The following is a 20,736-nucleotide window of genomic DNA, read 5'->3' as shown; positions in this document are numbered from 1 at the left end:
CATCTCCTGGTGGGACGGCCCCGTCAGCGCGGTCGTGGGGCTCGGCCGATCAGGGTGACCTGGAGCGTACTGAGGAGTAGGTTCGCTCTCATGGCAGCGACCACCCACACCGTCACCAACCAGCCCCCGCCGCTGGCCGGATACGACGTCTTCACCGCCGACCGCGTCCTCGTGGAGGCCGTCGAACGGCATCTGGACCCCGCGCTCCTGGACGAGGCCCTCGGGGAACTGTCGTCGCTCGGGCTGAGCGCGGGATCCGCCCAGGCACAGGAATGGGGCGCGCAGGCGAACGAGAACCCGCCGAAGCTGCGGACCCACGACCGCTACGGCAACCGCATCGACGAGGTCGAGTTCCATCCCGCGTGGCACCGGCTGCTCGGCAAGGGCGTGGCCGCGGGTCTGACCACGGCCTGGGCCCGGCCCGGCGGGCATGTGCGGCGTGCGGCCGGGTTCCTGGTCTGGTCGCAGGTCGAGGCGGGCCACGGCTGCCCGATGTCGATGACCCACGCCGCGGTGCCCGCGCTGCGCACGGACCCGGCGCTGGCCGCCGAGTGGGAGCCCCGGCTGACCTCCACGGTCTATGACCGGGAGCTGCGCCCGGCATCGCAGAAGGCCGGTGTGATCTTCGGCATGGGGATGACCGAGAAGCAGGGTGGCAGCGACGTCCGCGCCAACACCACCTCGGCCCGGCCGCTCGCCGAGGACGGAACGTACGAGCTGACGGGCCACAAGTGGTTCTGCTCGGCGCCCATGTCGGACGGGTTCCTGGTGCTGGCGCAGGCACCGGGCGGTCTGACCTGCTTCCTCGTGCCGCGCGTCCTGGAGGACGGCACCCGGAACGTGTTCAGGATCCAGCGGCTCAAGGACAAGCTGGGCAACAGGTCCAACGCCTCCAGCGAGGTCGAGTTCGACGGCACCTGGGCGCGCCGGGTCGGCGAGGAGGGGCGCGGGGTGCGCACCATCATCGAGATGGTCGCGGCCACCCGTCTCGACTGCGTGCTCGGCTCGGCGTCGCTGATGCGGCAGGCGGTGGCGCAGGCGATCCATCACTGCGCCTACCGTGAGGCGTTCGGCGGCAAGCTCATCGACAAGCCGCTGATGCGCAATGTGCTCGCCGACCTGGCGCTGGAGTCCGAGGCGGCGACGACGCTCGGGCTGCGGCTCGCGGCGGCGTACGACGACGGCGGCGAGGAGGAGCGCGCGTTCCTCAGGCTCGCGGTGCCCGCGGCGAAGTACTGGGTGACCAAGCGCTGCACCCCGGTGGCGGTGGAGGCGTCGGAGTGCCTCGGCGGCAACGGCTATGTCGAGGAGTCGGGGATGCCCCGGCTGCTGCGCGAGTCACCGCTGAACTCCATCTGGGAGGGCGCGGGCAACGTGCAGGCGCTCGACGTGCTGCGCGCGCTGCAGCGCGAGCCGGGCGCCCTGGACGCCTTCCTCCACGAGGTCGGCCGGACACGCGGCGCCGACCACCGCCTGGACGGCGCGATCAAGAACCTGCTGTCCGAACTCGCCGATCTGGAAGGCGTCGAGGCGCGGGCACGCCGCGTGGTGGAACGGATCGCACTGGTGCTGCAGGGCTCGCTGCTCGTGCGGTACGCACCGCCGCAGGTCGCCGACGCCTTCTGCGCCTCCCGGCTCGGCGGCGACTGGGGTTCGGCCTTCGGCACGCTGCCGCACAGTCTGGATCTGGCCACGGTGGTGGAGCGGGCACGACCGCTGGTCTGACCGGCTCACGCCGTACGAGGCCACGTATGCCTCGCAGGCATGTGCTGTGCGCGGGGGTGGTGCTGCGCCGACACGGCACCACCCCCGCTCTCCTGCCCCCTGATCAAGGAGCGCGGACACCGCCGGAGCGGCGTTGCACAAGTTTCAACCACCGCCGGGCCGTTCGCCAGGGTTGCAAGAGGTTGCAACTCGCTGCGCGCTGTTGCCGGAGTGTGCCCCTCCGTCATGGGGCAGACGGCAAGATGAGAACAACCGTCAACACCGGACCCTCGACACGGGACCGCCACCACGGATTCGGGCGCTCATGATCAGGTACTCATGAGCGGAATCCGCCGACGGGCCCCGGCTCGCGCCCGGGGGTGGCGAACGCGCCGGGACACGGGAGAGGCCTTGGGGGAGGTTCATGTGGGGCACTCGGCGAAGGACGTCGGACAGCTCACCGCCCACGATGTCGAGCGGGCGGCACGACTGCTCAGCGAGGTGCGCAGCGCCACGCTCGCCGGACAGCGCGCTCCGGTGCCGCCGCGCCCCGTGATCGAGGCGTCGTGGGAGCGCGTGCTGCGCAGCGGTGTCGACCCCGAACACGGTGTCCGGGCCGATGTGCTGGGCCGCGACGAGATCGAGCGGCGCCGTCAGGACTCGCCGCTGCGCCAGGTGCTGCCGGTGCTGCGCGAAGGCCTGCTGTCGGTCGCGGACGTGGCGCGGCACATCATGGTCGTCGCGGACGCCGACGGACGGGTGCTGTGGCGCGAGGGCTGCTCGTCGGTGCTGCGCAGGGCGGACGACCTGGGCTTCGAGCCGGGCGCCGACTGGGGCGAGGGCGCCGTCGGCACCAACGGGGTGGGCACCGCGGTGGTCACCCGGCGCCCCGTACAGGTCTTCGCGTCCGAGCATTTCCTGCGGCCCCACGCCTCCTGGACGTGTACGGGCGCCCCGATCACCGACCCCCGTGACGGCCGGTTGCTCGGCGTCGTGGACATCAGCGGCCCGCTGGAGACGATGCATCCGGCGACGCTCGCCTGGGTGGAGGCCGTGGCCAAGCTGGCGGAGGCACGGCTGAGGGAGGCACATCTGGCCTCCCTGGAGCGGCTGCGCGCGGTGGCCGCGCCCCTGCTGGCGCGGCTCGTCGGCCGGGCGCTGGCCGTGGACACGGACGGCTGGACGGCTGCGGTGACCGGGATGCCGTACACCGGCCGCGTCGCGCTGCCCGCGTCGCTCACGCCCGGATCCTGTGTGCTGCCGTCGCTGGGGCCGTGCACGGTGGAGCCGCTGCCGGGCGGCTGGCTGATCCGCAGGGCGGAGGCGCCCACGCCCGCGGGTGCCACCCATATCGTCCTGGACGTCACGCATCCGCGCCGATGGTCGGTGACGGTGTCGGGCGAGATGGGCTCCTGGTCCCATGAACTGAGTCCACGGCATGCCGAGTTGCTGTATCTGCTGGCCGTGAACCGGTCCGGGCGCACGGCCTCGGCGCTGGCCGCGGACATGTTCGACGACCCGGCCCGCACGGTCACGGTACGCGCCGAGATGTCCCGGATCCGCAGATACCTGGGAGCCTTCCTGGAGCACCGGCCGTACCGCTTCCGCGAGTCGGCGGAGGTGGAACTGCGCTCCCCGGAAGACCCCCGCGACCTGCTGCCGCACTCGCTGGCACCGGGCGTGACGCGGGCCCGCCGCGCCCCGCGCCTCACGACGGGTCCCTCCCTCGCGCTCCCACTCGTCCCACTCGTCCCGCGCGGCGATGTTCCGGACGCCACTGAGTCGGGACAAGACACCTGAGGGCGAGAGGCCCCGGGCCCTCACCCCAACGGTGGGGATATCCCTGCATTTCCCGGGTCTTCGACCGGCTTCGCATCCGGCTGCCGTAGCATCCCCCTTACAGGCCGACCCACCTGTTTCTCAGATCAATGCCCGTCAATGCCCGGGCCACGAGGAGCAGTTGGCTCAAGCCGGGAGGTTGTGATGAAGCACCGAGGCAGACACCGACGAAGGCGCAGGGGCCGGGCACTGCGGGCCACGCTGGCCGGGACCGCTCTGGCGCTCACCGCCGCCGCCACGCTGATCAGCACCTCCCAGGCCGCGGGCGGCGACAACCCGGGCGGCCTCACCCGTGTCACCGCCGCGGCCGAGACCGCGAAGTTCCGCCTCCACGAGGACCTCACCGACCGCTCCGCCCTCGACACGCTCACCCGCGCGACGGGAGGCGGCGTCGGCGTCCATGACGTTCTGGCGTCGGCCGACCGCGTGATGCGCAACCGGCCCGAGTGCGACGCCGCCGAGACCGCCGCGCTGCCCGTGAAGCCGTCCGCCTCGCGCGCGTACTGCTGGGACCAGGAGGACGCGACGACGGCGCAGTGGCTGCCCCGGTCCGTCACCACCTCGGGCGACGCCGACGACCACGGCCGCTGGGGCGGCGACCGGGTCATCCTGTCGGGCTGGACGCACAACGACGGCGACCTCGCCGAGCCGGTCTCCGACCAAGGCCTCGCCCGGGTCGCCTTCGTCGATGCGAACGACCCGGCGAACCTCTCCTACCGCTGGGCCCTGCTGGTCGCCCCGCGCGCCGGCGGCCGGGACTTCACCGCCGTGCGCACGGGCATGTCCGGCATGGTCTGGTTCCAGGACAAGCTCTACGTCACCGACCGGGACTCCCTGCTGGTCTTCGACCTGCGCCGCATCCTGCGCGCGAACATGGACAGCCCCGTGATCGGCCGCACCGAAGGCGGCTACTCCGCGCACGGCTACCAGTTCGTGCTGCCCGAGGTCGGCTCCTACCGGCTGACCGGCGGCCCCTGCTCCATGGCCGACGACCGCGCGGTGCCCTGCTTCTCCGCGCTCTCCCTGGACCGCACCTCGACCCCGCCCAGCCTGGTGGCCGGCGAGTGGTTCCGCCCGGGAAGCACCGGATCCCCGGCCCGGGTCTGGCGCTACGCGTTCAGCACCCTGCCCGGCCACCGAGGTCTGCTCGCCACGGACACTCACGGCGACGTCCGGGCCGACGAGGCATACCGGACGGACGCGACCGGAGTGCAGGGCGTGCTGTCGTACCGGCGCGGCGGGGCGGCACGGCCCGACTGGTATGTGGACCGCGCGCCGACCGCGGGCGGGCGGCACGGCACGCTGTGGCGGCAGAACACCTCCGGCGCGAAGGCGGCGGTCTGCTCGGCCGACGAGAGTCACGCCTGCTGGGGTCGGCACACCGCCTCCCTGTCGTACTGGCAGGGGACCGGCGAGCTGTGGACGCTGACGGAGGGGGCCACGAGCGGGGACACGGCGCAGGGGGCGGCCGGAGCGGCGGGAGGCCGGGTGCTGTACGCCGTGCCGCTGCACTCCGTGGACGACGCGCTGGAGTAGGACCGCCGGGTGCAGGGAGCGAAACGCTGTTTGTCGTACCGCTCACCCCCGTGATTCCCTGACCGCATGAGCACCCTCACCGTGACCGAGTGGTCCCTGGAGCAGACCTCCCCCGCGGACCTGCTGCCCGCGACGGCCCCCGAGGGCGATGTCCGGATCGCCCGGGCACAGGTGCCTTCGCCCGAGTTCAGCCGCTTCCTGTACGCGTCGGTCGGCGGGGACATCTGGTGGACCGACCGGCTGAGCTGGTCCCACGCGCGGTGGCAGGAGTACCTGGACCGGCCGGGTGTGGAGACCTGGGTCGCCTACGACCGGGGCACTCCGGCCGGGTACGTGGAGCTGGACCCGGGGGACGAGGGGGACGTGGAGATCGCGTACTTCGGGCTCATCCCCGCCTTCCGCGGCCGGCGCATCGGCGGCCATCTGCTGGCGTACGGCACGGCCCGCGCCTGGGACCTCGCCGAGCGCCGGCCGGCCATGGCGCCGACGAAGCGGGTGTGGCTGCATACATGCAGCCGGGACGGCGAACACGCGATGGACAACTATCTGCGCCGTGGCTTCCGGCTCTTCGGCACCAAGGTCACTCAGGAGCCCGACATCTCCACGCCCGGCCCCTGGCCCGGGGCCTGAAAGGGCCTCACCGGCCATCCGGCCGGGGCACCGGCGATGTGACCCACGACACCCCTGTCTTGCACAACGAGACAGGGGTGTCCGCATGACGGACAAAGCTGGACTGGGTCCAGACTGCCATGACACGCTTCCGTCATGTCTGGAACTGGAATTGCCTTGGTGAGTCGGCGGCACGTCGACCTCGGCCGCATGTCCAGCGCCATCTGTCCGGCGAGCTGACCGCACCAGCCAGCCCGGAACTTCCCCTTTTCTTTCACCATCGCGCAATGCCGCGCGTGCTTCTCGCATGCTCGTATGCGCAGGTCACAGCCGTCCCCTGCCTGTCCCGAAGGACGTACCCACCATGGCTGCCATCCCGCAGAATCCCCCCGCGCCCCGTCGCAAGGTGAGCCGTCACCGTGGCGAGGGTCAGTGGGCCGTGGGTCACTTCACCCCGCTCAACGGCAACGAGCAGTTCAAGAAGGACGACGACGGTCTCAATGTGCGGACACGTATTGAGACGATCTACTCCAAGCGCGGCTTCGACTCCATCGACCCCAGCGACCTGCGCGGCAGGATGCGCTGGTGGGGCCTGTACACCCAGCGCAAGCCCGGGATCGACGGCGGAAAGACCGCGGTCCTGGAGCCGGAGGAACTGGACGACGAGTACTTCATGCTGCGCGTCCGTATCGACGGAGGCCGTCTGACCACGGCCCAGCTGCGCGTCATCGGCGAGGTCTCGCAGGAGTTCGCGCGCGGCACCGCCGACATCACCGACCGGCAGAACATCCAGTACCACTGGATCCGGATCGAGGACGTGCCCGAGATCTGGAACAGGCTGGAGGCCGTCGGGCTGTCCACCACCGAGGCCTGCGGTGACACGCCCCGAGTCATCCTCGGCTCGCCCGTCGCGGGCATCGCCGAGGACGAGATCATCGACGGCACACCGGCGATCGAGGAGATCCAGCGCCGGGTCATCGGGAACAAGGCGTTCTCCAACCTGCCCCGCAAGTTCAAGTCCGCGATCTCCGGCTCGCCGCTCCTCGATGTGGCGCACGAGATCAACGACGTCGCCTTCGTGGGCGTCGAGCACCCGGAGCACGGTCCCGGCTTCGACCTGTGGGTCGGCGGCGGACTCTCCACCAACCCGAAGATCGGCGTACGCCTCGGCGCGTGGGTGCCGCTGGAGGAGGTGGCGGACGTCCACGAGGGCGTCATCTCCATCTTCCGGGACTACGGCTACCGGCGGCTGCGCAACCGCGCCCGGCTGAAGTTCCTGGTCGCCGACTGGGGCCCGGAGAAGTTCCGCCAGGTGCTGGAGGACGAGTACCTCGAGCGCAGGCTGGCCGACGGCCCCGCCCCCGCGCAGCCGGTGCGGCGCTGGCGCGACCACGTCGGGGTGCACCGGCAGAAGGACGGGCGCTTCTACGTCGGCTTCGCGCCGCGCGTGGGCCGGGTGGACGGCGCGACCCTCACGAAGATCGCCGAGCTGGCCGAGTCGCACGGCTCGGGCCGGGTCCGGACCACCGCCGAGCAGAAGATGATCGTCCTCGATGTCGAGGAGGCTCAGGTCGACTCCCTGGTGGAGGGTCTGGAGGCGCTGGACCTCACCGCCGAGCCCTCCTCCTTCCGGCGGGGCACGATGGCCTGCACCGGCATCGAGTTCTGCAAGCTCGCCATCGTCGAGACCAAGGCGCGCGGTTCCGCGCTGATCGACGAACTGGAGCGCCGCATCCCGGACTTCGACGAGCCGATCACCATCAACCTCAACGGCTGCCCGAACGCCTGCGCCCGTATCCAGGTCGCGGACATCGGTCTCAAGGGCCAGCTGGTCCTCGACGACCGGGGCGAGCAGGTCGAGGGCTACCAGGTGCATCTGGGCGGTGCGCTCGGCCTGGAGGCGGGCTTCGGACGCAAGGTCCGCGGTCTGAAGGTGACGTCCGAGGAACTGCCGGACTACATCGAGAGGGTGCTCACGCGCTTCCAGGCGGAGCGCGAGGACGGCGAGCGGTTCGCCGCCTGGGCGGCCCGGGCCTCCGAGGAGGCCCTGTCATGAGCGAGCGGGCAGCGCCCTTCTACTGCCCCTACTGCGGGGACGAGGACCTGCGGCCGAGTGCGGAAGGCCACGGCGCGTGGGAGTGCGCGGCGTGCAATCGAGCGTTCCAGCTCAAGTTCCTCGGCCTGCTGGCCCGGGGGCTCCAGCGAGCCGACAGCGGAGGGGACGAGACATGACGGCAACTCAGGAAGAGCGCTCCACCGAGGAGTTGAAGGCACTCGCCGAGCGGGCGGGCCGTCAGCTGGAGGACGCCTCCGCACTGGAGATCCTCCAGTGGGCGGCCGGCACCTTCGGAAAGCGCTTCTGCGTGACCTCGTCCATGGAGGACGCGGTGGTCGCCCACCTCGCCTCCCGGGCGATGCCCGGTGTCGACGTCGTCTTCCTCGACACCGGCTACCACTTCCCGGAGACCATCGGCACCCGCGACGCGGTCGAGGCCGTGATGGACGTCAACGTCATCACGCTCACCCCGCGTCGGACGGTCGCCGAACAGGACGCCCAGTACGGCCCCAGGCTGCACGACCGCGACCCCGACCTGTGCTGCAAGCTCCGGAAGGTCCAGCCGCTGGAGGAGGGGCTCGCGGGCTACGACGCCTGGGCGACCGGACTGCGCCGCGACGAGTCCCCGACCCGGGCGGACACCCCGGTCGTCGGCTGGGACGAGAAGCGCGGCAAGGTCAAGATCTCGCCGATCGCCCGCTGGACCGAGGACGACGTGGAGGCGTACATCGCCGAGCACGGCGTGCTCACCAATCCGCTTCTCATGGACGGATACGCCTCCGTGGGCTGCGCCCCCTGCACCCGCCGCGTCCTCGCGGGTGAGGACGCGCGTGCCGGCCGGTGGGCGGGCCGGGCCAAGACCGAGTGCGGGCTGCACGGCTGACCATGACAGAGATTCAGGAGACAGACGTGACCACCGGAGCCACCATCTGGCTCACGGGTCTGCCGAGCGCCGGCAAGACCACCATCGCGTACGAACTCGCGGGACGGCTGCGCGAGGAGGGCCACCGCGTCGAGGTCCTCGACGGCGACGAGATCCGCGAGTTCATCTCGGCAGGACTCGGCTTCGGCCGCGAGGACCGGCACACCAATGTGCAGCGCATCGGCTTCGTCGCCGACCTGCTCGCCCGCAACGGCGTCAAGGTGCTGGTCCCGGTGATCGCGCCGTACGCGGACAGCCGCGAGGCCGTGCGCAAGCGCCACCGGGAGAGCGGGGCGTCGTACGTCGAGGTTCATGTGGCAACCCCCGTCGAGGTGTGCTCGGTGCGCGATGTGAAGGGCCTGTACGCCAAGCAGGCAGCGGGCGAGCTGACGGGTCTGACGGGGGTCGACGACCCCTACGAGGAGCCCGAGTCGCCCGATCTGCGGATCGAATCCCAGAACCAGACCGTGCGGGAGTCCGCGGCGTCCGTGTACGCGCTGCTGAACGAGAGGGGACTGGCATGACGACCGTCGCCGGGGCCAGGGAGGGTGACGAGGGCACGGACAGCCCGTACGCGCTCTCCCACCTGGACGCGCTGGAGTCCGAGGCGGTGCACATCTTCCGGGAGGTGGCGGGCGAGTTCGAGCGGCCGGTGATCCTTTTCTCCGGCGGCAAGGACTCCATCGTCATGCTGCACCTGGCGCTGAAGGCGTTCGCGCCCGCGTCGGTCCCCTTCTCCCTGCTGCACGTCGACACCGGGCACAACTTCCCCGAGGTCATCGAGTACCGCGACCGCACGGTGGCCGAGCACGGCCTGCGCCTGCATGTGGCGTCCGTGCAGGACTACATCGACCGCGGTGTGCTCAAGGAGCGCCCCGACGGCACCCGCAACCCGCTCCAGACCCTTCCGCTGACCGAGAAGATCCAGGGCGAGCGGTTCGACGCGGTCTTCGGCGGCGGGCGCCGCGACGAGGAGAAGGCCCGCGCCAAGGAGCGGGTGTTCTCGCTGCGTGACGAGTTCTCGCAGTGGGACCCTCGCCGCCAGCGGCCCGAGCTGTGGAACCTGTACAACGGCCGGCATGCGCCCGGTGAGCACGTACGCGTCTTCCCGCTCAGCAACTGGACCGAGCTGGACGTGTGGCAGTACATCGACCGCGAGGGCATCGAACTGCCCCAGATCTACTTCGCGCACGAGCGTGAGGTGTTCCGGCGCGGCGGGATGTGGCTGACGGCAGGCGAGTGGGGCGGGCCCAGGGACGACGAGAGCGTCGAGAAGCGGATCGTCCGGTACCGGACCGTCGGCGACATGTCCTGCACCGGCGCCGTCGACTCCGACGCCGTGACCCTGGAGCAGGTCATCACCGAGATCGCCGCCTCCCGGCTCACCGAGCGCGGCGCCACGCGCGCCGACGACAAGCTCTCGGAGGCCGCGATGGAGGACCGCAAGCGGGAGGGGTACTTCTAACCATGAGCACGATCACTGCCGAGGAGCTCTCGGCCACCACCCTGCTGCGGTTCGCCACGGCCGGATCCGTGGACGACGGAAAGTCCACCCTCGTCGGACGGCTGCTGCACGACTCCAAGTCGGTGCTGGCCGACCAGCTCGAAGCCGTGGAGCACGCGTCCCGCAAGCGCGGCCAGGAGGCACCCGACCTCGCCCTGCTGACGGACGGCCTGCGCGCCGAGCGCGAGCAGGGCATCACGATCGACGTGGCGTACCGTTACTTCGCCACGCCCCGGCGGCGGTTCATCCTCGCCGACACGCCCGGCCATGTGCAGTACACCCGCAACATGGTTACGGGCGCCTCCACGGCCGAGCTGACGGTGATCCTCGTCGACGCCCGCAACGGTGTCGTCGAGCAGACCCGCCGCCACGCCGCCATCGCCGCGCTGCTGCGCGTGCCGCACGTGGTCCTCGCGGTCAACAAGATGGACCTCGTCGCATACGAGGAGAAGGTCTTCGCGGCGATAGCCGAGGAGTTCACGGCGTACGCGACCGAGCTGGGCGTCCCCGAGGTCACCGCGATCCCGATCTCCGCGCTGGCCGGGGACAACGTCGTGGAGCCGTCCTCGACCATGGACTGGTACGGCGGCCCGACCGTCCTGGAGCACCTGGAGACGGTCCCGGTCACCCATGACCTGCGCCACTGCCACGCGCGCCTTCCCGTGCAGTACGTGATCCGGCCGCAGACGGCCGAACACCCGGACTACCGGGGCTACGCGGGTCAGATCGCCGCCGGTTCGTTCCGCGTCGGCGAGGAGGTCACCGTCCTGCCCTCCGGCCGTACGTCGAAGATCTCCGGCCTCGACCTGCTGGGCGAGCCGGTCGACATCGCGTGGACCACTCAGTCGGTGACCGTCCTGCTGGAGGACGACATCGACGTCTCGCGCGGCGATCTGATCGTGCCGAGCAAGGACGCGCCCGCGACGACCCAGGACATCGAGGCGACCGTCTGCCATGTCGCCGACCAGCCGCTGGCGGTCGGGCACCGGGTGCTGCTCAAGCACGGCACCCGCACGGTCAAGGCGATCGTCAAGGACATCCCGTCCCGTCTCACACTGAACGATCTGTCCCTGCACCCGCACCCGGGGCGGCTCGCCGCCAACGACATCGGCCGGGTGAAGATCCGTACCGCCGAGCCGCTGCCGGTGGACTCGTACGCGGACTCCCGCCGCACCGGCTCGTTCATCCTGATCGACCCCTCCGACGGCACCACCCTCACCGCCGGCATGGTCGGCGAGTCGTTCGCCGCGCCGGAGCCGGTGAAGGACGAGGCCGACGACGACGGCTGGGACTTCTGAGCATGACCGGCAGATGCGTCTACTCGACGTTCGCGAAGGAGGGCGGCCGCGTCGGCAGCGGCGCCCTCGGGAGCGGGCAGGGCGGAGTGGCCCGATGTGCGCGATGACGTACGCGCACTGCCCGCGCGCCCTGCCGTGTTCCCACCGGACTCCCCGGAAGCGACGAAGACCCTTTGCCGACCCCCCGGCCACGATCTGAGAGACCGTGACCGCCGGGCCAACGAGAGGAACCCCTCCCGTGCCTGCCAACAGCTCCCGCTCCTTCCTTCGCGGCGGCGCAGCCGCGCTCGCCGCCCTTCCCCTCCTCGCGCTCGCCGCCTGCGGCTACGGCTCCCAGGCCCAGAGCGACGCGTCCGGCCAGAAGCCCGTCGCCGGGGCCAAGAAGGTCGACGGACTCGACTCCGTGAAGATCGGCTACTTCGGCAACCTGACCCACGCGACCGCGCTCGTCGGCGTCCAGAAGGGCTTCTTCCAGAAGTCGCTCGGCGGGACGCAGGCCAAGTACCAGATCTTCAACGCGGGCCCCTCCGAGATCGAGGCCCTCAACTCCGGCTCCATCGACATCGGCTGGATCGGTCCCTCCCCCGCCGTCAACGGCTACACCAAGTCGGACGGCAAGAGCCTGCGCATCATCGGCGGTTCGACCTCCGGCGGTGTGAAGCTCGTGGTCGACCCCAAGAAGATCAAGTCGCTGAAGGACGTCAAGGGCAAGAAGATCGCGACCCCCCAGCTCGGCAACACGCAGGACGTGGCGTTCCTCAACTGGGTCGCGGAGCAGGGCTGGAAGGTCGACCCGGAGAGCGGCAAGGGCGATGTCTCCGTCGTGCGGACGGACAACAAGGTGACACCGGACGCCTTCAAGTCGGGCTCCATCGACGGCGCCTGGGTGCCGGAGCCCACCGCGTCCAAGCTCGTCGCCGAGGGCGGCAAGGTACTGCTGGACGAGTCGTCGCTGTGGCCCGGCAAGAAGTTCGTGATCACGAACATCGTCGTGTCGCAGAAGTTCCTCAAGGAGCACCCGGCGGCCGTCGAGGCGGTCCTGAAGGCCTCGGTCGAGACCAACAAGTGGATCAACGCCAACCCGGACGCGGCGAAGGCCGCCGCGAACGAGCAGCTCGCCGCCGACTCCGGCAAGGCCCTCCCGGCGAACGTGCTCGACCCGGCGTGGAAGTCCATCCAGATCACCGACGACCCGCTGGCCTCCACCCTGAACACGGAGGCGCAGCACGCCGTCAAGGCGGGTCTGCTCCAGGACCCGAAGCTGGACGGCATCTACGACCTCACCCTGCTGAACAAGGTCCTCAAGGCCGAGGGCGACCACCCGGTCGACGCCGCCGGTCTCGGCGCCCAGTAAGCCCGGATCCCCAAGAGTTCCCAGGAGGTGACGACCATGGCCACCGCCCTCGCCAGGGCCGCCGAACGCACCGAGCCGGTGGAGCACGCCGCCCGGATCGAGCATGTCTCGAAGTCCTTCACCGGGCCCACCGGTCAGCAACTCGTCCTCGACGACATCACGCTGGATGTCGCGCCGGGTGAGTTCGTCACCCTCCTGGGGGCCTCGGGCTGCGGCAAGTCGACCCTGCTGAACCTGGTGGCGGGGCTCGACAAGCCCTCCGCCGGCAGCATCACGACCCAGGGCCGCCCCGCCCTGATGTTCCAGGAGCATGCCCTCTTCCCGTGGCTGACCGCGGGCAAGAACATCGAACTCGCCCTGAAACTCAGGGGAGTCGCGAAGAGCGAGCGGCGCGGCAGGGCCGAGGAGCTGCTCGAACTCGTACGCCTGGGGGGTGCGTACGGAAAGCGGGTGCACGAGCTGTCCGGCGGTATGCGCCAGCGCGTCGCCATGGCCCGCGCCCTGGCCCAGGACAGCAAGATCCTGCTGATGGACGAGCCGTTCGCCGCCCTGGACGCCATCACGCGGGACGTGCTGCACGACGAGCTGACCCGGATATGGGCGGAGACCGGGCTGTCGGTGCTCTTCGTGACGCACAACGTGCGCGAGGCGGTGCGGCTGGCGCAGCGCGTGGTCCTGCTCTCCTCCCGTCCGGGCCGGGTGGCCCGCGAGTGGACGGTGGACATTCCGCAGCCGCGCCGTATCGAGGACGCCCCCGTGGCCGAACTGTCCCTCGAGATCACCGATGTACTGCGTGGGGAGATCCGCCGTCATGGCCAGCACTGAGACCACCGCCGAGAAGACGGAGCGCGCCCCCGCCGGGGAGGACGGCGACGGCTCCGGGCTCGGCGGTCTGGAAGCGGGCCTCGACGCCCTGGAGTCCTCGGCGCCGTCACGTACGCCCTTCCGGCAGACCTTCGTCAGCAAGATCCTGCCGCCGCTGGTCGCGCTGGCCGTCGTCCTGGTGATCTGGCAGGCGCTGATCTCCTTCAAGGTCGTGGACGACCCGACCAAGCTGCCCTCGCCCGGCGATGTGTGGGGAGTGGTCAGGGAGGCGTGGCTCCAGGGCAAGCTTCTCGGCTACATCTGGACGTCCGTCTCGCGCGGTCTGCTGGGCTTCCTGTTCGCGCTGGCGATCGGTACCCCGCTGGGCCTGCTCGTGGCCCGGGTGAAGTTCGTGCGCGCGGCCATCGGCCCGATCCTGTCCGGGCTCCAGTCGCTCCCGTCGGTGGCGTGGGTGCCGCCCGCCGTGATCTGGCTGGGCCTGAACAACTCGATGATGTACGCGGTGATCCTGCTGGGCGCCGTGCCGTCCATCGCCAACGGTCTGGTGTCCGGCATCGACCAGGTACCGCCGCTGTTCCTGCGGGCGGGCCGCACGATGGGGGCGACGGGACTCAAGGGGACCTGGCACATCGTCATGCCGGCCGCCCTGCCGGGCTATCTGGCGGGGCTCAAGCAGGGCTGGGCGTTCTCCTGGCGGTCACTGATGGCCGCGGAGATCATCGCTTCCTCGCCGGACCTGGGCATCGGCCTCGGGGCGCTTCTGGAGAACGGCCGCAACGCCAGCTCCATGGCCATGGTGTTCGAGGCCGTACTGCTGATCCTGTTCGTCGGCATCGCCATCGACCTGCTGATCTTCAGCCCGCTGGAGCGGTGGGTGCTGCGCACCCGCGGCCTTCTCGTCAAGGGCTGATCTCCATGAACAAGCCGGTTCTCCTCGTCATCGCCCACGGCAGCCGCGATCCGCGGCATGCCGCGAGCGTGCACGCCCTCGTCGAGCGGGTGCGCTCGCTGCGGCCGGGGCTGCGCGTGGAGACCGGCTTCCTGGACTTCAACGTCCCGTCCGTGCACGGAGTGCTGGAGTCGCTGGCGGCCGAGGACGTCCGGGACGTGGTGGCCCTGCCGCTGCTGCTGACCCGGGCGTTCCACGCCAAGGCCGACATCCCGGCGGTGCTGCGGCAGGCGCCGCCACGGCTGCGGATCCGGCAGGCGGACGTGCTGGGTCCCTCGCCGCTGCTGCTGGACGCGCTGGAGCGGCGGCTGTACGAGGCGGGGCTGACCCCCGCCGACAAGTCCTCGACGGGGGTCGTGCTGGCCTCCGCCGGGTCCACCGACCCGGAGGCGATCGCGGTGATCGCAGATATCGCGCGGGAGTGGCGGCGCACCGGTTGGTGTGCCGTGCGGCCCGCGTTCGCCTCCGCATCCCTTCCGCGCACCGAGGACGCGGTGCGCGAGCTGAGGGCCGCCGGCTGCGCCGGGGTGGCCGTGGCGCCGTACGTCCTGGCTCCCGGCTTCCTGCCGGACCGCATCGCACGCGGCGCCGCCGGGGCGGATGTGCTGGCGGACGTGCTCGGTCCCGCGCCGGAGGTGGCGCGGGCCGTGCTGGGGCGGTACGACGAGGCACGGCGGCCTTCGCTGGCGGCGCTGGGCGCCTGACCTGCCCCAGCCCCTTCGGCAACGGGTCTTTTAAGTGCTGGGCACCCTGTACCAGGGCGCTTCGACGCGGGGACGCCGGCCGGAGCCCGGGCCGCGCCGCACCCGTTCAGTCGAACGAAAGCCCTCCGGTCCTGGTCCGCTTGAGCTCGAAGAAGTCGGGGTGGGCGGCCAGCACCCGGAAGCTGTCGAAGAGCTCCGCCGCCTCGGTGCCCCGTGGAACGGCCCGCAGCACCGGCCCGAACCACACGGAGCCGTCGACATGCAGGGTGGGCGTGCCCACATAGCCGCCCGAGTCGCGTTCGGCGCCCGCGTCATGGCCCCGGCGCACGGCCTCGTCGTACGACGGATCGTGTGCGGCGGCGGCGAGGTCGGCCGGAAGACCGAGTTCGGCGAGGGATTCGGCCACCACCTGGTCGAAGTCCTCCGCCTCGCGCTCGTGGATACGGGTGCCGAACGCGGTGTACAGGTCCCGCAGCACCTTGTCGCCGTGCCGCTCGGCGGCGGCCACCGCGACCCGCACCGGGCCGATCGACTTGTCCACCAACTCTCTGTACCAGGCGGGGAGTTCATTCCCGGCGTTGTGCAGATACAAGCTCATCGCATGGAAGCGGAGGTCGAGCGGACGCTCTCGCTCGACCTCCAGCAGCCAGCGGGAGGTGATCCAGGCGAAGGGGCAGGCGGGGTCGAAGTAGAAGTCGACGCGGGTGGGTGCGGTGTTCGTCATGTCCGTCACGCTAGTCGCACAATGGCATGTCAACCTGGGCCATTGAGCAGCGATTTCATTGGTCCACTTCGGCTGACGCCGTCCGGCGCGGGTCGCGTCCGCTCGCCGCCAGTGCGCGGTCGAAGAGGGGGGCGTCGACGGACACGGTGACCGGGGCGGCGAATCCGTCGTACTGGCGGTAGAGATCGCCATGCGTCTCGACCACGTCCAGGACCAGCCGGGCGGCGGCGTCCGAGATCCGGTACTCCTGGCCGGTGGCCACCGCCACGTCCCAGCCGTGCACGGCCATCTCCTTGACGATCATCGAGGCGAGCCCGGTGGCGGGCATCGCCGCCATGCCGAGGTCGACCTCGCCCTCCCACACCGCGGGGTCCTTCCAGGCGTCCACGGCCCGGTCCAGCTGGGCGGCATACGCCTCGGCCCAGTCCTCGGCGGCGGTGAAGTCGCGCTGCACGAGCTCCTCGGCGAGCTGCCTGCGCAGGGCCCGGTGCTCCAGGCCGTGCGAGGTGTAGAGGACCCAGTGGTTGACCAGGGCTCGGACATCCCACTTCGGGCAGTGGGTGGGCCGGGCGAGCTGCGCCGGCGTGACGCCGCGCGCCACACGGGCCGCCTCGGCGGCACATTCGGTCATGTACGGGAACACGTCGTCCTTGTTCATGCCCTCCACGCTAGGGAGAGACCCGCTCAGGGTTCTTGAACAAACGCGTCAGACGCGTGAGCCCGTGTGACGTATCGGGGTCACCTACCCGCACCGGTCAGCTCGGCCAGTTTGACCACGGTGTTCCAGTTCCGCGAGGTGGCGATCAGGCCCTTGTTCAGCCGGGACCTGGCCAGGTGCTCGGCCAGCTTGGAGCGGCCCAGTCCGTCGGGGGCGTACAGGTAGAGCGCGCGGTCGCCCAGCCGGAACTCCTCCGGCAGGTACGCGGCGGCGTCGATCTCCGCGTACCGCTCGGCGTCCACCGGCGCCGAGAAGTAGGTGACGTGCAGCTGCCTGCCTTCCAGCTCGGCCGCCGGGAACGGGCATGCCTCGCGCACGGCCGCCAGATAAGCGTGATCACGGACGAGCACGTCGACACGGAAGCCGAACTGCTCCTCGATCGCCCCGGCCAGCTCCTGGGCCAGGGACTCCTCGTCGCCGTAGGAGGCGGTGAAGACCGCGTTGCCGCTCTGCAGGTAGGTGCCGACACCGGTATGCCCGAGCCCGGTCATGAGCGTGCGCAGCCCGGCCATGGGCAGCTTCCTGCTGCCGCCCACGTTGATCCCGCGCAGCAGCGCCCCGTACGTCGTCGCCATGCGCACACCCTAGTGCGGCCGTCGTGCCCCGTGGGGGTGGGCACGAGGGCCGCCGCCAGGGTGATGACCGCCCGACTACTCGACGATCTTGAGCAGTCTGTTCGGGGTGCCGGAGGACGGGTTCGATATCGCGCCCTGTGTGGCACCTTCGGTCAGCGCCTTGGACACCTGTGCCGGGGCCGCGTCCTTGTGGCCCGCGAGGTAGACGGCGGCGGCGCCCGTCACATGCGGGGTCGCCATCGACGTACCGGAGATGGTGTTGGTCGCCGTGTCGTTCGTGTTCCAGTCGGAGGTGATGTCCGAGCCTGGGGCGTAGAGGTCCACCCCGGCGCCGAAGTTGGAGAAGTCCGACTGCTTGTCGTCCTTGGTGGAGGAGGCGACGGTGATGGCCTCGGGCACACGGGCCGGCGAACTCTGGCTCGCGTCCGTGGACTCGTTACCGGCGGCGACCGCGAAGGTGACGCCGGAGTCGATGGACTTCTTCACGGCCGCGTCGATGGCTTCGTCCGTGCCCCCGCCCAGCGACATGTTGGCCACGGACGGTCCCGAGTGGTGCTGGGTGACCCAGTCGATGCCGGCGACGACCTGCTCGGTGGTCCCGGAGCCCTCGTTGTCCAGGACGCGGACGGCAACGATCTTCGCCTTCTTGGCGACACCGTGCGTCTCACCGGCGATGGTGCCCGCCACATGGGTGCCGTGGCCGTTGCCGTCGTCGGCGCTGTTGTCCTTGTCGACCGCGTCGTAGCCGTAGGAGGCCCGGCCGCCGAAGTCCTTGTGGCTGATGCGGACTCCGGTGTCGATGACGTACGCGGTCACACCCTGGCCGGCGCTGTCCGGGTAGGTGTACTTCCCGTCGCCCTTGGCCGCGCTCTGGTCGATGCGGTCCAGGCCCCAGGAGGGCGGGGCGGCCTGCGTGGCCTCGATGTGGAACTTCTTGTTCTGCACCACCTTGTCGACCGCCGGGTCGGCGGCCAGCCGCTTGGCCTCGGTCTCGGTCAGCCCGGAAGCGGAGAATCCGCCGAGGGAACCGTAGTTGCGCTGAACGGAGCCGCCGTACTGCTTGGCAAGGTCCTTCGCGCTGGACATGCTCTGCGTGGCGGACATGGACTTCTTCTTGTCGAGCAGCACGATGTAGCTGCCGGAAACCGCGCCCTTCGCGTCGAGCCCGTAGACCCGCCCCTCGGCGGGAGTGCTCGCACCCGCGAAGGAGCTGGCCACAAAGGTGGCGCCCACCGCGGTGGCGGCGGCCGATACGGCGACGGCCAGCCGGAATGTGCGTGTGCGTCGATGTAGTGCCATGAAGAGGGATCTCCTCGTGGTTTTGTGGGGGGATTCAACCATTCGGGCAACCGGATGCACCCGTGGGTCGACTTGGAACCCTGTCGGATTGACACGCGCAGATCAACATCCGTTCAAGATCTCCGTGTATCTGTGACGCAATCAACAAGTGTTCGCAATAACAAAATGGACGGTGCTTCACACATCGGACAGCGCCGCTCCGGTCGAGCCGGCTGAATTCCTGGTTTCCACAAATGCCCTGCAGGGACGCCGAATCGAGCCAACGAAGGAACGCCTGATCCATGACGACGGACACCGCGCCCAGGCGGACAAGCGGAGATGCCCCCTTTCCCCGACCTGCGCGAATGCGACACTGGCCCGGGCAATGACCCTCGAGGACCGGGAGGCGCACAGCATGGACGAGGGAGAGGCGCGTGCCGTACTGGCCGCCGCGAGAGTGGGCGGCACGGCACAGGAGGCGCGGCTCCTCGCCCTGGGCGAGAACGCGGTGTTCGCCGCCGGTGACGTGGTGGTCAAAGTGGGCCGCGACGCCGAACTCCTCGAGCGTGCCCGGCGGGAGCTGGCCGTCGCGCTCTGGCTCGCCGAGGCCGGCGTCCCCGCGGTGCGCGCCGCCGAGCCCGAGCCGCTGCTGGTGGAGGGCCACCCGGTGACGTTATGGCACCGCCTGGCCGATCCCGTACGCCCCGCCGAGCCACGGGATCTGGCCGAACTGCTGCGGCTCGTGCACTCACTCGAGAGCCCCTCGTTCGGCCTGCCGCCCCGCGAACTGCTGAGCGGTGTGGAGCGCTGGCTGCGGCTCGCGGGCGACGCTGTCGACCCGGCGGACGCGGCCTATCTGCGCGAGCGCCGCGACGGGTATGCCGCCGCCGCTTCCGCGCTCACACCGCATCTGCCGCCGGGGCCCGTTCACGGCGACGCACTGCCGCGCAATGTGCACATCGGTCCGGACGGGCCCGTCCTGGTCGATCTGGAGACCTTCTCCTCCGATCTGCGGGAGCACGACCTGGTGGTCATGGCACTGTCCCGCGACCGCTACGGGCTGCCGGCCGAGGCGTACGACTCCTTCACCCGGGCGTACGGCTGGGACGTGCGCGAGTGGGAGGGCTGCTCCGTGCTCCGCGGGGCGCGCGAGACCGCCAGCTGTGCCTGGGTCGCCCAGCACGCGCCCAGCAACCCCAGGGCACTGGCCGAGTTCACACGGCGGGTCGCGTCCCTTCGGGACGGGGACGAGACGGTCCGCTGGTACTCCTTCTGAGACCGGCGGCAGCCGTCCGGCCGGCCGACCGGCTCACAGCGGGCTCGGGGACTTCTCCTCCCGCAGGGGCCATCTTCCGTCCACCACCGCGTCCGCCTCCCCCTTGCGGCGCAGGAAGTCCTGGAAGTCCGCCGCCCAGTCCGCGTACCACTCGATCTGGCGGCGGTGCAGCTCCGCCGGGCCGAGGGCCGCGACCTTCGGGTGCCGGACGGCTATCGCGCCTGCGAGCCGGGCGGCGGCCAGGGCGTCCGAGGCGGCGTCGTGCGCGGACTTCAGCTCGACGCCGTACTCCGCGCAGACCGCTTCGAGGTTGCGCTTGCCGCGGCGGTAGCGGTCGGCCCACCGGTCTATCGTGTACGGATCGATGACCGGGGCGGGGTCCGTCCCGCCAAGGCGGTCGCGCAGGGAAGGCAGCCCGTGGCGCCGCAGCTCGGCGGAGAGCAGGGTCAGGTCGAAGGCTGCGTTGTAGGCCACGACCGGAACGCCCGACTTCCAGTACGCCACCAGCACATCCGCCATGGCGTCCACGACCCGGTCGGCCGGTCTGCCCTCGGCGGACGCGCGTTCGCTGCTGATCCCGTGCACCGCCACCGCGTCCGCCGGGATCTCCACCCCGGGGTCCGCGAGCCACTCCCGGCGCCCCCGCACATGCCCGTCCCGGACCTCGATCACGGCGCCCGTGACAATGCGCGCCTCATACGGGTCCGTGCCGGTCGTCTCCAGGTCGAAGCCGATCAGCAGCTCTCGGTGCCAGGCCATGGCGGCCCCCCTTCTCGGTGGTGCTTTCCCCCAGTGGCCTCCACCTTCGCACGGGCCACTGACAATCCGAGGACCGCGCTCCGCTCGCGCCCGGGACAGGACAACG

At 70.8% G+C, this 20,736-nt stretch carries 21 protein-coding genes; 16 read left to right on the top strand and 5 right to left on the bottom strand.

Going from position 1 to position 20,736, the window contains the following annotated elements; genetic code table 11:
* Positions 1 to 90 precede the first annotated feature (90 nt).
* The 15 genes from ABZ845_RS14790 to ABZ845_RS14720 all read left to right on the top strand — a co-directional run bounded on the left by ABZ845_RS14790 (position 91) and on the right by ABZ845_RS14720 (position 15,300).
* Positions 91 to 1,725, top strand: coding sequence for an acyl-CoA dehydrogenase family protein (locus tag ABZ845_RS14790; RefSeq protein ID WP_360978341.1), 1,635 nt, complete (start codon positions 91 to 93; stop codon positions 1,723 to 1,725).
* Positions 1,726 to 2,130: 405 nt separating this feature from the next.
* A complete protein-coding gene (locus ABZ845_RS14785) occupies positions 2,131 to 3,504 on the top strand; it encodes a GAF domain-containing protein (protein ID WP_360978338.1) in 1,374 nt (457 codons plus the stop codon).
* Between the two features lie 183 nt (positions 3,505 to 3,687).
* Positions 3,688 to 5,079, top strand: a complete 1,392-nt coding sequence (locus tag ABZ845_RS14780; protein WP_360978335.1) for a hypothetical protein — start codon at positions 3,688 to 3,690, stop codon at positions 5,077 to 5,079.
* A gap of 66 nt (positions 5,080 to 5,145) precedes the next feature.
* On the top strand, positions 5,146 to 5,709 hold the full coding sequence (locus ABZ845_RS14775; protein WP_360978332.1) for a GNAT family N-acetyltransferase: 564 nt from the start codon (positions 5,146 to 5,148) through the stop codon (positions 5,707 to 5,709).
* A 135-nt stretch (positions 5,710 to 5,844) separates the two neighbouring features.
* Complete coding sequence (locus tag ABZ845_RS14770) at positions 5,845 to 5,928, top strand: putative leader peptide (protein WP_309486338.1); 84 nt, start codon at positions 5,845 to 5,847, stop codon at positions 5,926 to 5,928.
* Between the two features lie 124 nt (positions 5,929 to 6,052).
* The gene (locus tag ABZ845_RS14765) at positions 6,053 to 7,744 is read left to right on the top strand and encodes a nitrite/sulfite reductase (protein ID WP_360978329.1); all 1,692 of its coding nucleotides are present in this window, start codon (positions 6,053 to 6,055) and stop codon (positions 7,742 to 7,744) included.
* A complete protein-coding gene (locus ABZ845_RS14760) occupies positions 7,741 to 7,920 on the top strand; it encodes a hypothetical protein (RefSeq protein WP_360978326.1) in 180 nt (59 codons plus the stop codon). The genes ABZ845_RS14765 and ABZ845_RS14760 overlap by 4 nt, the downstream gene beginning before the upstream one ends.
* Positions 7,917 to 8,627, top strand: a complete 711-nt coding sequence (locus ABZ845_RS14755) for a phosphoadenylyl-sulfate reductase (RefSeq protein ID WP_360978323.1) — start codon at positions 7,917 to 7,919, stop codon at positions 8,625 to 8,627. Before ABZ845_RS14760 ends, ABZ845_RS14755 begins: the two co-directional genes overlap by 4 nt.
* Positions 8,628 to 8,653: 26 nt before the next feature.
* Complete coding sequence (cysC, locus tag ABZ845_RS14750; RefSeq protein ID WP_360978320.1) at positions 8,654 to 9,190, top strand: adenylyl-sulfate kinase; 537 nt, start codon at positions 8,654 to 8,656, stop codon at positions 9,188 to 9,190.
* Complete coding sequence (gene cysD / locus ABZ845_RS14745) at positions 9,187 to 10,131, top strand: sulfate adenylyltransferase subunit CysD (RefSeq protein WP_360978317.1); 945 nt, start codon at positions 9,187 to 9,189, stop codon at positions 10,129 to 10,131. Before cysC ends, cysD begins: the two co-directional genes overlap by 4 nt.
* A gap of 2 nt (positions 10,132 to 10,133) precedes the next feature.
* Positions 10,134 to 11,468: a GTP-binding protein gene (locus tag ABZ845_RS14740; protein ID WP_360978314.1), complete on the top strand. Its 1,335-nt coding sequence runs from the start codon at positions 10,134 to 10,136 to the stop codon at positions 11,466 to 11,468.
* A 238-nt stretch (positions 11,469 to 11,706) separates the two neighbouring features.
* The gene (locus ABZ845_RS14735; RefSeq protein WP_360978311.1) at positions 11,707 to 12,822 is read left to right on the top strand and encodes an ABC transporter substrate-binding protein; all 1,116 of its coding nucleotides are present in this window, start codon (positions 11,707 to 11,709) and stop codon (positions 12,820 to 12,822) included.
* A 36-nt stretch (positions 12,823 to 12,858) separates the two neighbouring features.
* On the top strand, positions 12,859 to 13,647 hold the full coding sequence (locus tag ABZ845_RS14730) for an ABC transporter ATP-binding protein (RefSeq protein ID WP_360978308.1): 789 nt from the start codon (positions 12,859 to 12,861) through the stop codon (positions 13,645 to 13,647).
* The gene (locus ABZ845_RS14725) at positions 13,634 to 14,557 is read left to right on the top strand and encodes an ABC transporter permease (RefSeq protein ID WP_360978305.1); all 924 of its coding nucleotides are present in this window, start codon (positions 13,634 to 13,636) and stop codon (positions 14,555 to 14,557) included. The genes ABZ845_RS14730 and ABZ845_RS14725 overlap by 14 nt, the downstream gene beginning before the upstream one ends.
* A 5-nt stretch (positions 14,558 to 14,562) precedes the next feature.
* Positions 14,563 to 15,300, top strand: coding sequence for a sirohydrochlorin chelatase (locus ABZ845_RS14720; RefSeq protein ID WP_360978302.1), 738 nt, complete (start codon positions 14,563 to 14,565; stop codon positions 15,298 to 15,300).
* Between the two features lie 106 nt (positions 15,301 to 15,406).
* Here the strand turns inward: ABZ845_RS14720 and ABZ845_RS14715 are convergent, their stop codons facing one another.
* From ABZ845_RS14715 to ABZ845_RS14700, 4 genes are all read right to left on the bottom strand, one after another.
* Positions 15,407 to 16,024, bottom strand: a complete 618-nt coding sequence (locus tag ABZ845_RS14715; protein WP_360978299.1) for a DsbA family protein — start codon at positions 16,022 to 16,024, stop codon at positions 15,407 to 15,409.
* Between the two features lie 55 nt (positions 16,025 to 16,079).
* Positions 16,080 to 16,682 (bottom strand): TIGR03086 family metal-binding protein, encoded by a 603-nt coding sequence (locus ABZ845_RS14710; RefSeq protein ID WP_360978296.1) that lies wholly within the window; start codon positions 16,680 to 16,682, stop codon positions 16,080 to 16,082.
* Positions 16,683 to 16,762: 80 nt separating this feature from the next.
* A complete protein-coding gene (locus ABZ845_RS14705) occupies positions 16,763 to 17,317 on the bottom strand; it encodes a DUF1697 domain-containing protein (RefSeq protein ID WP_360978293.1) in 555 nt (184 codons plus the stop codon).
* A 75-nt stretch (positions 17,318 to 17,392) separates the two neighbouring features.
* The gene (locus ABZ845_RS14700) at positions 17,393 to 18,616 is read right to left on the bottom strand and encodes a S8 family serine peptidase (RefSeq protein WP_360978290.1); all 1,224 of its coding nucleotides are present in this window, start codon (positions 18,614 to 18,616) and stop codon (positions 17,393 to 17,395) included.
* 394 nt (positions 18,617 to 19,010) lie between these two features.
* Here ABZ845_RS14700 and ABZ845_RS14695 point away from each other — a divergent pair, with 394 nt between their 5' ends.
* Complete coding sequence (locus ABZ845_RS14695; protein ID WP_360978615.1) at positions 19,011 to 19,871, top strand: aminoglycoside phosphotransferase family protein; 861 nt, start codon at positions 19,011 to 19,013, stop codon at positions 19,869 to 19,871.
* 33 nt (positions 19,872 to 19,904) lie between these two features.
* Here ABZ845_RS14695 and ABZ845_RS14690 read toward each other — a convergent pair whose 3' ends face one another.
* Positions 19,905 to 20,630: a 3'-5' exonuclease gene (locus ABZ845_RS14690; RefSeq protein ID WP_360978287.1), complete on the bottom strand. Its 726-nt coding sequence runs from the start codon at positions 20,628 to 20,630 to the stop codon at positions 19,905 to 19,907.
* Positions 20,631 to 20,736 lie beyond the last annotated feature (106 nt).

It is taken from the genome of Streptomyces sp. NPDC047022 (assembly GCF_040644155.1).
Classification (GTDB): Bacteria; Actinomycetota; Actinomycetes; order Streptomycetales; family Streptomycetaceae; genus Streptomyces.
Note: the sequence above shows the minus strand (reverse complement) of the source record. Positions and strands in the feature narration are given on the sequence as shown.

Bases quoted from the DNA above. Each gene is read 5' to 3' on its own strand.
- ABZ845_RS14725 (WP_360978305.1), top strand. From the start codon at position 13,634: ATGGCCAGCACTGAGACCACCGCCGAGAAGACGGAGCGCGCCCCCGCC.
- ABZ845_RS14730 (WP_360978308.1), top strand. From the start codon at position 12,859: ATGGCCACCGCCCTCGCCAGGGCCGCCGAACGCACCGAGCCGGTGGAG.
- ABZ845_RS14740 (WP_360978314.1), top strand. From the start codon at position 10,134: ATGAGCACGATCACTGCCGAGGAGCTCTCGGCCACCACCCTGCTGCGG.
- ABZ845_RS14710 (WP_360978296.1), bottom strand. From the start codon at position 16,682: ATGAACAAGGACGACGTGTTCCCGTACATGACCGAATGTGCCGCCGAG.
- ABZ845_RS14700 (WP_360978290.1), bottom strand. From the start codon at position 18,616: ATGGCACTACATCGACGCACACGCACATTCCGGCTGGCCGTCGCCGTA.
- ABZ845_RS14755 (WP_360978323.1), top strand. From the start codon at position 7,917: ATGACGGCAACTCAGGAAGAGCGCTCCACCGAGGAGTTGAAGGCACTC.
- cysD (WP_360978317.1), top strand. From the start codon at position 9,187: ATGACGACCGTCGCCGGGGCCAGGGAGGGTGACGAGGGCACGGACAGC.
- ABZ845_RS14715 (WP_360978299.1), bottom strand. From the start codon at position 16,024: ATGACGAACACCGCACCCACCCGCGTCGACTTCTACTTCGACCCCGCC.
- ABZ845_RS14690 (WP_360978287.1), bottom strand. From the start codon at position 20,630: ATGGCCTGGCACCGAGAGCTGCTGATCGGCTTCGACCTGGAGACGACC.
- ABZ845_RS14790 (WP_360978341.1), top strand. From the start codon at position 91: ATGGCAGCGACCACCCACACCGTCACCAACCAGCCCCCGCCGCTGGCC.
- ABZ845_RS14760 (WP_360978326.1), top strand. From the start codon at position 7,741: ATGAGCGAGCGGGCAGCGCCCTTCTACTGCCCCTACTGCGGGGACGAG.
- ABZ845_RS14705 (WP_360978293.1), bottom strand. From the start codon at position 17,317: ATGGCGACGACGTACGGGGCGCTGCTGCGCGGGATCAACGTGGGCGGC.
- ABZ845_RS14780 (WP_360978335.1), top strand. From the start codon at position 3,688: ATGAAGCACCGAGGCAGACACCGACGAAGGCGCAGGGGCCGGGCACTG.
- ABZ845_RS14720 (WP_360978302.1), top strand. From the start codon at position 14,563: ATGAACAAGCCGGTTCTCCTCGTCATCGCCCACGGCAGCCGCGATCCG.
- ABZ845_RS14770 (WP_309486338.1), top strand. From the start codon at position 5,845: ATGTCTGGAACTGGAATTGCCTTGGTGAGTCGGCGGCACGTCGACCTC.
- ABZ845_RS14695 (WP_360978615.1), top strand. From the start codon at position 19,011: ATGGACGAGGGAGAGGCGCGTGCCGTACTGGCCGCCGCGAGAGTGGGC.
- ABZ845_RS14765 (WP_360978329.1), top strand. From the start codon at position 6,053: ATGGCTGCCATCCCGCAGAATCCCCCCGCGCCCCGTCGCAAGGTGAGC.
- ABZ845_RS14775 (WP_360978332.1), top strand. From the start codon at position 5,146: ATGAGCACCCTCACCGTGACCGAGTGGTCCCTGGAGCAGACCTCCCCC.